Source organism: Paenibacillus bovis, assembly GCF_001421015.2.
GTDB lineage: Bacteria > Bacillota > Bacilli > Paenibacillales > Paenibacillaceae > Saccharibacillus > Saccharibacillus bovis.
Genome location: NZ_CP013023.1, coordinates 1,340,546 through 1,352,500 on the forward strand (window position 1 = coordinate 1,340,546; position 11,955 = coordinate 1,352,500).

Annotated in this window: 13 protein-coding genes, 1 pseudogene and 1 riboswitch (1 of these 15 running past the window's edge); of the genes and pseudogenes, 11 read left to right on the forward strand and 3 right to left on the reverse strand. The window is 45.3% G+C overall.

What is annotated here, in order from left to right:
* The first annotated feature begins 84 nt into the window (after positions 1 to 84).
* The gene (locus tag AR543_RS05700; RefSeq protein WP_060532573.1) at positions 85 to 555 is read left to right on the forward strand and encodes an SRPBCC family protein; all 471 of its coding nucleotides are present in this window, start codon (positions 85 to 87) and stop codon (positions 553 to 555) included.
* Position 556: 1 nt separating this feature from the next.
* On the opposite strand, the gene AR543_RS05705 is transcribed toward AR543_RS05700, so the two are convergent.
* Positions 557 to 1,060: a MepB family protein gene (locus tag AR543_RS05705; RefSeq protein ID WP_060532575.1), complete on the reverse strand. Its 504-nt coding sequence runs from the start codon at positions 1,058 to 1,060 to the stop codon at positions 557 to 559.
* A 230-nt stretch (positions 1,061 to 1,290) separates the two neighbouring features.
* On the opposite strand from AR543_RS05705, the gene AR543_RS05710 reads away from it, so the two are divergent.
* From AR543_RS05710 to AR543_RS05720, 3 genes are all read left to right on the forward strand, one after another.
* Entirely contained in the window at positions 1,291 to 1,737 is a 447-nt protein-coding gene (locus AR543_RS05710; RefSeq protein WP_060532577.1) for a DUF3290 domain-containing protein, read from the forward strand.
* A gap of 34 nt (positions 1,738 to 1,771) precedes the next feature.
* Positions 1,772 to 2,407: a DUF421 domain-containing protein gene (locus tag AR543_RS05715; RefSeq protein ID WP_060532579.1), complete on the forward strand. Its 636-nt coding sequence runs from the start codon at positions 1,772 to 1,774 to the stop codon at positions 2,405 to 2,407.
* Positions 2,408 to 2,860: 453 nt separating this feature from the next.
* Complete coding sequence (locus tag AR543_RS05720) at positions 2,861 to 3,217, forward strand: nucleotide excision repair endonuclease (protein ID WP_060532581.1); 357 nt, start codon at positions 2,861 to 2,863, stop codon at positions 3,215 to 3,217.
* Between the two features lie 259 nt (positions 3,218 to 3,476).
* Here the strand turns inward: AR543_RS05720 and rluF are convergent, their stop codons facing one another.
* Positions 3,477 to 4,184 (reverse strand): 23S rRNA pseudouridine(2604) synthase RluF, encoded by a 708-nt coding sequence (gene rluF, locus AR543_RS05725; protein ID WP_060532583.1) that lies wholly within the window; start codon positions 4,182 to 4,184, stop codon positions 3,477 to 3,479.
* A 467-nt stretch (positions 4,185 to 4,651) separates the two neighbouring features.
* On the opposite strand from rluF, the gene AR543_RS05730 reads away from it, so the two are divergent.
* From AR543_RS05730 to AR543_RS05755, 7 genes and pseudogenes are all read left to right on the forward strand, one after another.
* Positions 4,652 to 5,251, forward strand: coding sequence for a DUF1349 domain-containing protein (locus AR543_RS05730; protein ID WP_060532585.1), 600 nt, complete (start codon positions 4,652 to 4,654; stop codon positions 5,249 to 5,251).
* A gap of 33 nt (positions 5,252 to 5,284) precedes the next feature.
* Positions 5,285 to 5,653 (forward strand): hypothetical protein, encoded by a 369-nt coding sequence (locus tag AR543_RS24425; protein ID WP_060532587.1) that lies wholly within the window; start codon positions 5,285 to 5,287, stop codon positions 5,651 to 5,653.
* Positions 5,654 to 6,356: 703 nt separating this feature from the next.
* Entirely contained in the window at positions 6,357 to 7,205 is an 849-nt protein-coding gene (locus tag AR543_RS05740; protein WP_060532589.1) for a helix-turn-helix domain-containing protein, read from the forward strand.
* Positions 7,206 to 7,442: 237 nt separating this feature from the next.
* Positions 7,443 to 8,489, forward strand: a pseudogene (locus AR543_RS05745) (glycosyl hydrolase family 18 protein); the annotation flags it as partial.
* Positions 8,487 to 8,690 (forward strand): carbohydrate-binding protein, encoded by a 204-nt coding sequence (locus AR543_RS25025; RefSeq protein WP_418304220.1) that lies wholly within the window; start codon positions 8,487 to 8,489, stop codon positions 8,688 to 8,690. The pseudogene AR543_RS05745 and the gene AR543_RS25025, both read left to right, overlap by 3 nt.
* 46 nt (positions 8,691 to 8,736) lie before the next feature.
* Positions 8,737 to 9,522: a lytic polysaccharide monooxygenase gene (locus AR543_RS05750; protein ID WP_060532593.1), complete on the forward strand. Its 786-nt coding sequence runs from the start codon at positions 8,737 to 8,739 to the stop codon at positions 9,520 to 9,522.
* Positions 9,523 to 10,030: 508 nt separating this feature from the next.
* Positions 10,031 to 10,130, forward strand: a riboswitch (purine riboswitch).
* Between the two features lie 161 nt (positions 10,131 to 10,291).
* On the forward strand, positions 10,292 to 11,683 hold the full coding sequence (locus AR543_RS05755) for an NCS2 family permease (protein ID WP_060532595.1): 1,392 nt from the start codon (positions 10,292 to 10,294) through the stop codon (positions 11,681 to 11,683).
* A 208-nt stretch (positions 11,684 to 11,891) separates the two neighbouring features.
* Here AR543_RS05755 and AR543_RS05760 read toward each other — a convergent pair whose 3' ends face one another.
* A protein-coding gene (locus AR543_RS05760; protein ID WP_060532597.1) for a formylglycine-generating enzyme family protein crosses the window boundary here: on the reverse strand, positions 11,892 to 11,955 show its final stretch. 950 nt of this gene lie beyond the right edge of the window; the window shows 64 of its 1,014 coding nt (coding positions 951–1,014); its start codon lies off the right edge, out of view; its stop codon occupies positions 11,892 to 11,894.

The following is an 11,955-nucleotide window of genomic DNA, read 5'->3' on the forward strand; positions in this document are numbered from 1 at the left end:
GATAAAATCGGGTATATAACTCCAAAGGGCAGTCTGGTCTTGGGCCAGGCTGCTTCTTTATTTCATGGACAAAGGAGTCACATCATGCCGATCATTACGCACGATATCTATATCGAAGCGCCGGTTGAAGTTTGTTTTGATCTAGCTCGAAATGTAGACATACATATGCAGACAACAGCAAGTACGAACGAGAGAGCGGTAAGCGGCAGAACAAGCGGCTATATGGAGAAAGGTGAAGAAGTCACCTGGGAAGCAGTTCATTTCGGTATTAGACAGCGGTTAACAGCGAAGATCATACACATGGAGAAGCCGCATATTTTTGTGGATGTGATGGTTAGCGGCGCGTTTCATTCCTTTAGACATACGCACAAGTTTATCAAGCTTGGAGCAGGTACAGTAATGAAGGATCACTTTGAATACAAATCGCCTCTTGGTATACTGGGCAATATCGCTGACTTTTTATTTCTCAAAAAGTATATGACCCGCTTACTCACTGTTCGTGCTCAGGAATTGAAAAGACTGGCCGAATCGGAAAGCGGCAGGGCACAATATTAGCCTATAATTTCAAATACCAATTTTGGAGAGCATCTATCTCTGCAGCTGTCGTTCCTTTTATAAAATACGGCAGCTGCCATTTTTGCGTCGAGCTGGCAGATGTATTTAGGTCCTTTTCCCAATCGGGATATACACGTATCGCCATTTTTCCTTTTCGATCATCTGTACGCAGCACACCATGCTTCAGCAGAAGTTCCCTGGGGAAAATGAACTGTCCTTTTTGTTTATGTTCTATTACATGAACGATGACATGATCGGGACAGTCCTCATAGCTGTAAGCCTGATTGTTGTTATCGCTATCTTTTTCCCAAAACACTACAAAATAACCTTTCTTTTTGGGCGTGGGTTTAGCGCGTCTGCTTCGGAATGTATATTTTCCTATTTTAAAAGTCATGCCTTCATAGGCAAAATTTTGATTTTCCATATGTAGATTTGCAATTTCTTGCTTATTCGCCTGTGACAGAATAGAACGCAACCACGCTAACGAAGCAAAGGGATTGTTCATATGTGTACCTCCTTTTATAGGATGAATAGAACTATACCATGCCAAAATTCGTACAAAACTAATTTCGCGTATTTACCTATCCGATACAAATATAGAAACAACCTCCATATACAGGTTGTACGCTTTGAATGGAGTATATTGTATACTTTTGGTTTGCTGTTATATCGAAATACATCATTACACTATATGAATAGATTTTACCGGAACATAATTTGCAAAGGAGACCCAGGATGAACTTCTACACCATCACCTATCTGGAAGGTCAATCCACGATCAATCTGTACCTGAAATACATCTTTATCTTTGTCGCGCTGATCATCCTGCTGATCGTATTCTCGCTCTATCTGCGCCACCGGATCCAGACCAAATACCGCGATCTCAGCATCATTTTGCTGCTGGTCATCGTTTTCCTGATCGGTGTGCAGTATTCCGATTATACCCGGGATCAGAGCACGTATTCCAAGTACTCGCAGATGGTGCAGTTTATGCACCAGATGGCCAAGGATCAGCATCTGGATGAGACGACGCTCAGCGTCAATGCGACCACACTCAGCGACGGCATTATTCTCAAAGCCCAGGATACCTACTACGCGGCTCGTTTTACTTCCGATATGAATGCCTATACGCTTCAGGAAGTCTATCTGGTAAACCCGGATATCAAGATGGTCGATCGATAAACCCATAACTACCAAAGGAGATGAAGGCTGACAGATGGAGACCTATTATCCTGTCATTATCAAGCTGGCACTCGGTATTCTTTGCCTGATTTTCCAGATCAATCTGATGGGCAAAGGTAATCTGGCGCCAACTTCGGCTATGGATCAGGTACAGAATTATGTGCTCGGTGGCATTATTGGCGGCGTGATCTATAACGAAGCAGTCACACCGCTGCAATTTTTCCTCGTCCTGATTATCTGGACGCTGCTCGTATTTATTATCAAATTTCTCAAAGAACATAACCGTTATGTCAAACGCATCGTCGATGGCAGACCGGTTACCCTGGTCGTCAACGGCAACGTTGAAGTCGGCGCCTGCCTGCGCTGCGGCATGTCTGCCAACGAACTCATGTTCAAGCTGCGTTCTGCCGGCATCTACGAGATCAACCATGTCAAACGGGCGATCATGGAGCAGAATGGACAACTCACCATTATTCAGTACGGCGACGAGAATATTCGTTACCCGATCATCGTCGACGGCCAAGCCAACCAGGATGTACTGGATCTGATTCACAAAGACATCCACTGGCTCGAAGCCCAGGTCAAGCAGCGTAAATACAATAGTCTGTCCGATATTTACCTCGGCGAATACATTTCCGGCGAACTTCGCCTGCACGGTTACAGTAAATAACTATTCAATAAGCAGATTATGTACAATCAGCCTATTGTTCGAGTAACTAAAACTATACTCAAATATGCAAAAGACTCGCAATAGCATCCAATTAATTCCTGTAAATAAACGGCTCTAATACAAATAAAGTAGTCAAGTCAGCATAAGCCAGCCCATGCTGCACCAACCACTTAGCGCAGGGAATAGGACAAAGGACGACCTTTAAGGCTGGAGATCATCTGTTACTCAGCACAATCCATGATCTCCAGCCTTAACCGGAGGACGTGTCCTATCCCTTTCCGGAGCGATTACCGCAAGCACGCCGATACCATGCTTTTGATCTATTCTGTAAATTCCAACCAACCTGCAACTACTAGATACCTCGATGATGTGCAGTTTTGAATTCGATGATATCAATCCCGCCTTATTTATGGTAGGATGAACACCTATATTGAATAAGGAAGTGAACCGCAATTGATCCAGATTACTATCCCTACGCCTAACGTATCGATCACCAAGCAAATCAATCCGGAACTTAGCCATATCTATGGGTTTACCGATTTTCATCTGATTTCCCGCGAAGTAGGCGGCATTTACATGTTCTACAATGAACAGGACGAGCTGCTGTTTGTCGGCAAAGCCCGTAAGCTCAGACCACGTATCAAAAAGCATTTCGAAGATACCGTATCCCCGATCAAGGAACACCGTGATGAGGTTACCCGTATCGACGTATGCATCGTGGAAGACCCGACCGAGCGAGAGATTTACGAGACGTATATCATCAACAGTCTGCAAGCCAAGTACAATGTGGACAAAGTCTTTTATAAATAAGATCGCATTAAAGAACTTCCTTCTAAGAGATGTTCTGCTGTGCATGAAGTGAGCCGCACATGATATGTTTTTCATGTTTACTAATTCTTTTACCTTTATTAATCATGTATGATGCCTCTCTTCGTGGATACACAAAAAAAGATCTACCGATAAGGATAGATCTACATCAAAAAAGCTGCTCCTGTCACCGGAAGCAGCTTTTTGCGTTATTCATTGGTTGCCATATACTATCCGAAATGGACCAACACACAGCATCGAATCACTGTGATCGTGGCGTATAATCCAGATCACGGAACAGCTGATCCAGCTCGGCAGGAGTCAGGTCACGCCATTGCCCGATCGCCAGATTGCCCAGATGAATATTCATAATCCGGGTACGGCGCAGTCCATGAACTTCATAACCGAGTGCCGAACACATACGGCGAATCTGACGATTCAGCCCCTGGGTGAGGATGATTTTGAATACATATTTGGACTGCTGAGTCACTTTGCATGGCAGAGTGACCGTATCCAGAATTTCCACGCCCGATGCCATTTTGTTAAGGAATGCCTGAGTGATCGGCCGATCCACTGTCACGATATATTCTTTTTCATGTTTGTTCTCGGCACGCAGAATTTCGTTGACGATATCTCCGTCATTGGTCAGCAGAATCAGCCCATCCGAGTCTTTGTCCAGACGACCAATATGGAAAATACGCAGCGGATGATTAACAAAATCCACGATATTCCCTTTGATATGACGCTCTGTTGTGCTCGTAATGCCTACAGGCTTGTTCAGCGCAATATATACATTTTCTTGTTCTACCTTGATTGGCTTGCCATCTACTCGTACATCGTCTCCGGCTTCGACCTGGCTGCCCAGTTCTGCCACGGCACTATTGATCGTTACTCTTCCTTCATTGATCCATTTGTCTGCTCCCCGGCGGGAAGTAATGCCGGATTCGCTGATATATTTATTAATTCGCACGTATCGCACACCTTTAACTCTTTTTTTGGACAAACAGCAGTTCGCTGAGTCCAGTCTATATCTAAGATACTCTTTTTACCGCGTTTTTGAAAGGTTATCCCGTGCAAAAGACTGCATATTTCCTTCATAGAGCATCTTATTCGTTTTCTTATAAAATGCATATTGGTTTGGAGACAAGGGAACGTATATACCAATATGGCTTCCTGTATGCTGATTGGGTAACCTGTCCAATGGTTAATCTACACAGGGATTAGCTGTCCACCGACTAGCAGCGATTTATATTGAATATATCTGCCGGTGTCATACAGTTGGCAGGAAAAAACAGGTAAAAAGCACACAGAAGCAGAGAGAGAATATTTTCACGTACGAATGTACTACGAATCTGGTAATATACACAGTGGTAGCGTTTTCTAAAAGCATGGAGAGACGCTTGTTATACGATCGATTTCTTTCAATGAGGTGATAGTATGCAATATATTCCGCATCATATAGACCGTCTGCAGGAGATGTTCCCACCGGAGCACAAGGCGGTAGAGCACGACCATCTGCTGCTGCGAAGTCGGCCAGATACGGATTTCTGGATGAGAACCTACTACGGGTTTGAACGATATAACGGACATGTGTTGTACGATGAGATCAAGGGGAATTTCGAAGCGGTCGCCGAACTGCAAATGCATCCACAGCGGACGTATGATCAGTCCGGCATTTTTATCGGGATCGATTCGGCTAACTGGATCAAGACATCGATCGAGTTTATTCCGGAAGAGTCCTCGCATCTGGGTGTAGCCGTGACCCAGCGCAGCTATTCAGACTGGTCCACCCGTAATGTAGATAACAGCATTTTCGATCAGCGGTTATCGTTTCGGGTGAGACGGGAAGGCAATGACTTTTTCGTCTATTTCCGTGCAGGTAGCGTCAGTGCAGCCGGAGAATGGGAGCAGATTCGTATCACCCATCTGGATTGTCCGCCGGGACAGCCGCTGCAGGTAGGTATTTATTCAGCGAGTCCGATGGATAAGGGATTTGATACTACTTTTTACCATTTCGAGATTCAGAATGTGGATTAATAGCAGCTGTCCTTTGGAAAAGAGGTGGAAGCCATGGACCCGACGACACTTGTAATCAGCTGTATCCTGCTGTTAATCGTGTTCATCCTAGCAGGTATCGTTCTGCCTGCCCTGCAGAAGCGCCAGAATCCGGTAGAGCGCATTATCCAGGAAGGGTACACAGCACGTGGACGTATCCTGAATGTAGAGCCTACCGGCAAATACGAGATGGGACAACCGGAGCTGCGATTGGATCTGCGAATCGAAAAACCTACCCAGCTTCCGTTCGATACAGCCGTTGTTGTGACGGTATATACGATCAACCGGCCGCGCTTTCAGGAAGGCTCTATGGTAAACGTCAAAGTGCTGGAGAATCGCAAAGGCCGGCATATCGCTGTGAAAGGCACAATGGACTACCCTTGACATGGATAAGGTTGCAAGCCGATAATTGACAACCGCAACCGCAACCGCAACCGCAACCGCAACCGCAACCGCAACCGCAACCGCAACCGCAACCGCAACCGCAACCGCAACCGCAACCGTCAGCGTTTCAAAAGTCATAAGCTTTTATATGCGTGTGCATCGAAACAACTCATCCGTCACATTCTGTTTCGTATAATATCGCTATGATCCACTTGCCACAAATTATAATTGTATCGATACGACAAGGAATCCGCCTGAGACAGTACAGGCGGATTTTTTATGTATACAGCCATGTTGCGGTTTCGGCATAATAGTTTTTTTTCGCTTTTATCCTCATTATTACTATTCCAGGCAATAATAAATCCAAACCAACATAAGCAAGAATAACGAAAAATGCACTCGATACAATACGGAAATAAGTGTTTTAGCTACTATATTATTTTTATTCCATATTATTATTCATATAATAATACAGATACATATGAGTAATCACTCATATAATTTTTTACGAAATATACTGATTTTATAACTCGAATATAACGATAACGAATTAACTCACATTAAGAATACATCTTTAATATTATGCCTGATGTTATATGCAAGCCCGCAGAATTCCGCCTTATCTGCGTACTTTTACACATTATTTCTATCTGTTGCAGCAGCTAAAATAGAAAGGAGCTACCGGCAAAGGAGAGGAACAGGAATGGATCTCATCGGCGACAATGTACTGGATTACCGTTATATCGGTCAGCGCATCCGCGAAGTACGACAACAGCGCGGGATGACGCAGCAGCAACTGGCAATCGGCATTTGCAATCAGTCCCAGATTAGCCGGATTGAGAAAGGGGTGGAGTCTGTCTCGGCAGACATTCTGTACCGTATTGCCCGCAAGTGCGGTGTTGATGTGCGTATATTTTATGATATGGCCCAGGACCAGATCAGCGAAATGCAGACTATCCGCAAAAATATTACCTATCTGCATCGTCAGCAGATGTATCCGGAGCTAATCGATTATATTGAACACTGCCAAATGGAAGAGATTGAACGTCCATCCGTCATCGATCAGCAGTTTATTCTTTGCCAAAAAGGATATGCCTATCTTCAACTGGGTCAGATTCCGCGTGGATTTCAGATGATCCAGCAGGCGTTAAAGCTGACATATCATACGGATCGCCTGCCTGCGCTTTACGAAGTAGAAGTTATTCTGGCGCTGGCAGCCGGGTATGCACTTCAGGGAGAACAGCGATGCTGCATTAGCTGGCTGCACAAATGCCGTCAGTCCCTTTATCAATACAAGGAGCTGGATTATCGTTTTCCCCAGGTATTTTATTGTCTTGCCAGAGCGTACAATGCCAGCGAGGACTATCGCCTGGCCATTGATTACGCATCCCAGGGCATACGTTACTGTGAAGATCACCGATTTTGTTATCGTCTGGAAGGTCTTTATTATGAATGCGGATACAGCTACGAGCAGCTGGGACAAGTTGATAAAGCCCAGCGCTGTTACGACAGATTCCGTATGTTAAGTGAGCTATTTTGCCTTCCGGAGTAAGCAATGTACAGCAATAATGGACAATATGCGCATAGGGGTTCACGCCATTCATTGCTTTGCCTCCAAATATGCGGATATACATAAGTTTTTCACATTTTAAACATTATAATGAATAGTGTAACCAACATCGTTATGGAAGGAAGAGGAGGGATACATAACAGCAGATCTGCAGGGGGAACAGACGTCTTGGTGTCAACGATTTTGCGATCACATACTATCACTGAAGGAGTGCATACAATGACCGTAATACGTACACGTAAATTAGGCAAATGGCTGCTCGCAGGTGTAATGACCTGTTCCATGTTGGGAATGGCTGCTCCGAGCGGATATGCAGCAGAAGACAGTGCGGCCGCCATGCCGAGTATTGCCGGCAAGAAAGTCATGGTAGGGTACTGGCAGAACTGGTCTTCTTCCAAAGGAGACGGCTATGCCCGTGGTTCTTCCCGTACGATTCAGCTGAGTGAATCTCCAGCTGCCTACAATGTAGTAACGGTAGCTTTTATGACCGGATCGGGTATTCCGACGTTCAAGCCGGAAGGCATCTCTGATGCAGCATTCCGTCAGCAGGTCGGTACACTGAATGCGAGAGGTACAGCAGTCATTCTGTCATTGGGTGGTGCCGATGCACATATCCAATTGAGTGCAGGACAGGAGCAGGCGTTTGCCAATGAAATTATCCGTCTGGTCGATGTATATGGATTCGATGGACTGGATATTGATCTGGAGCAAAATGCAATCAAAGCCGGAGCTAATACGACGGTTATTCCAGGTGCCCTCAAAATTGTCAAAGACCATTACAAAGCGCAAGGCAAAACATTCCTGATCACTATGGCACCGGAATTTCCATATCTCAAACCGGGTGGTGCGTATGAACCGTATCTGACCAGTCTGGCAGGATATTACGATTTTATCGCTCCTCAATTATATAACCAGGCCGGTGACGGACTCTGGGTCGATGAAGTGAATAAGTGGGTATCCCAGAATTCGGATGCCGATAAATACAACTTCCTCTATTATATGTCGGATTCGTTTATCCACGGTACACGAGGCTTCCTGCAGATTCCGGCAAACAAGCTGGTATTGGGACTTCCAGCCAATGCAGATGCAGCAGGTAACGGCGAAGTCAAAGACCCTCAAGTCGTGTACAGAGTATTCGCTGATCTGGCAGCCAAAGGTCAGCAGCTCAAAGGCGTAATGACTTGGTCAGTCAACTGGGATCTGGGCAGTAACGCTGCAGGAGTTCCCTATAATCAAAAGTTCTCCCAATCGTATAACAATCTGATTTATGGTAACGCTACCACGCCTACGAATCCAACTAACCCGCAACCGAATCCACAGCCTGAACAACCTGTTGCTACAGCATGGAGTGCTTCCGCGATTTATGTGGGTGGAGATACCGTGAGCTACAACGGCAAGACGTACAAAGCGAAATGGTGGACAACCGGAGAGACACCGGGTCAGGCAGAGGTATGGCAACTCGTCTAAGTAACTGTATGATCATTCCACTAACTTATAACCTGGAGGGAATACAATGAAATTGAGAAAAACCCTGACCGCCGTTGTTGCAGCAAGTACATGTATGATGATTCTGAGTACATCGGTATTTGCCCATGGATATATCTCGCAGCCAGCCAGCCGCGCTTATAAAGGTTCCAATGCAGTTGGACTGAATACCAACGTAGGCAGCGCCCAATATGAACCGCAAAGTATCGAGGCTCCCAAAGGATTTCCCAATGCAGGTCCGGGAGATGGCAAAATCGCCAGCGGTGCATTGGCCGGATTCGCCCCGCTGGATGATCAGACAGCTACCCGCTGGCACAAAACCGATATCAAAACAGGCGCACTGAATATTACCTGGAACCTGACCGCCCAGCATGCGACCAGTGGATGGCAGTATTATATGACCAAGCCCGGCTGGAATCCCAACCAACCGCTGACACGCAGCTCGCTGGAACGGATTGCCTATATTGATGACAAAGGAGCCAAGCCAGCCAAAACGGTATCGCATACTATCAATGTGCCATCCGATCGCAGTGGCTACCATGTTATTTTGGGAGTATGGGATATCTACGATACAGGTAATGCTTTTTACCAGGTGATTGATGTAAATGTTAATGGACAAGGAGATACTGTACCTACCCAACCGGATCCGGAGCAGCCAGGCGATCCATCTGCGAACGCATGGAGTCCAACCGCTGTTTATGTAGGTGGCGATCTGGTCAGTCACGAAGGACGCACTTACAAAGCCAGATGGTGGACATCCGGCGAGACACCAGGAACAGCAGAAGTATGGGAATTGCAGGGTAAACTGCAGTAATATTTTCAGATTACAATAACGCTGTTTCTGTATAACGAAATGATGCTTTGCGCCATTTCGATCCAGTCAACCAACAACTAATTGAGAACTGCTGCTGCTTATTTGCAAGTGTATTCAATTGCTCTACTTCTCTATCTGCCCGCCTTGCCTTTCAAGAGGAATACATTCAGGTATTCTATTCTTGAAAAGGTAAGGTGGGTTTTGTGCTGGTACCCTCTGTTTCTGCGCACGACCTACCTACCTACCCACCCACCTATCTTTCTTTCCGCACACTTTATACTTGTCTGTTTCTTCCCAATGATTCTCAAAAAAAGCAGTATCATTTTCATTTCCAAAATAATCATGTATCTCCTATTATTAGTGCCAAATTGGATTAACGAACAATATGCATGCGCTTGCAAATCAACATTCGTATTTTTAGATTGACAACGATAATATCGTCCCCTAGAATGTAACCAGTAAAGCAATTCTTCTACAAAACAACATGAAACGCGGATGTATTATAAAGTATTCGACATATTAACATATTCGTATAATCCTGCGGATTGGCGCAGGAGTCTCTACGTGATCACCGGAATGATCTCTCTACGGAAATTAGTACCTGTCAGCGCTCTTTTTGCCTGTCGTTTATTACAGTGAATCTTCACTTTGATAATGGCGAGCAGAGGAAGCGCTCAGTTACTGACCCATGAGACCCCGATGAGCATCAATACCATCGGGGTTTTTGTCGTTTTCTTTATTTATTTCCAAGAGGGGGAAAAGTATAACAATGGAGCGTTTCTTCAAGCTGCGGGAGCATGGCACAAATGTTAAAACAGAATTAATCGCAGGTCTGACCACTTTTATTACCATGGCGTATATCTTGTTCGTTAATAATCTGTTTCTCGGACCGGATGGAGCAGGTATTCCTGCACAGGGCGTATTTTTTGCAACAGCTGTAGGCGCAGGTCTCGTGACGATTCTGATGGGATTGTTCGCGAATATTCCGGTAGCGCTGGCACCGGGGATGGGACTCAATGCTTACTTTATGACTGTCGTACTGGGTTCCAACGGCATGATTACCTGGCAGGCAGCTCTCGGAGCCGTGTTCCTGTCCGGTATTATCTTTATTATTCTGACGATCACACGGGTAAGACAGCTGCTGTTGGTCGCTGTACCGCAATCGCTCAAAATGGCGATTACCGTCGGGATCGGATTGTTTGTTACGATTGTCGGTCTGAAGCTGGGGAATGTGATCTCCGTATCGGCTACAGTAACCGGAATTACGGATGTGAGTCAACTGGCAGGTCCGGTTACGGTTAGAGGCAGTAACTTCCAGCTGGCATTGGGTGACTTTGTTCATAATAAGGACACGCTGCTGTCGCTGATCGGACTGTTCGTTATCGGTGTTCTGATGGTGATGCGTATCCGCGGAGCACTGCTGATTGGGATCATTTTGTTGACCCTGATCGGAATTCCGATGGGACTGACAGATGTAAGTACACTGTCGCACGCCCAATGGCTTCCTTCTTTTGATAATCTGGCTGTTGGCCAGTTGGATATCAAAGGTGCAATCGGTCTGGGACTGTTCGAGATCGTATTTATCTTTACTTTTGTAGAATTGTTCGATACCTTCGGTACACTTGTAGGTACAGCAGAGCGTGCAGGTCTGTTCAAGAATCGCAAAGAAGGCGAGAAAAAAGTCAGCAAAGCCATGCTCGTTGATGCAGTTGGTGTCAGTGCAGGTGCAGTGCTGGGTACAAGTACAATTACTTCTTATGTAGAAAGTACTTCCGGTGTTGCAGCAGGTGGACGTACAGGTCTGACTGCAGTGACGACCGGTGTACTGTTTATCTTGGCGCTGTTTATTGCCCCGCTAGCATTGATGGTTCCTTCGGCAGCAACAGCCCCGGCGCTAGTTATCGTGGGTGTACTGATGATGAGCCAGGTGCGTCATATTGTATGGGATGACTTTATGCAGGCTTTCCCGGCTTTCCTGACGATTATCTTTATGCCATTTACCAATGGTATTGCGAACGGTATTTCTGCCGGTATCGTTGCCTATGTGGTACTGGGCTTCTTTTGCAATATATTTACAGGACACAAAGTAAAAGTACACTGGCTGATGTGGATTCTGGCAATTATCGTAATCTGCCGTTATATATTCCTCGGCTCCGAGTAATCCAAGTTTGCACAGTCTAATCAAATAGATATCAATCAAAAAATTACTGGTTGATCGACCAGTTTTGAATGAATAAAAAGCCTGCACCTGTATGCTGTTAACATACAGAGTGCGGGCTTTTTTGAATATTTGAATAATAGATATATAGTCAAAATCATTCAACTACACCCATAGCAGCATAATAACCAATAGTACCTCCAGCATAGAATCAGCTCAATCGAATGATACGTCTATAATGCATATACCCGATCAGATCTACCCAATCCAACGTA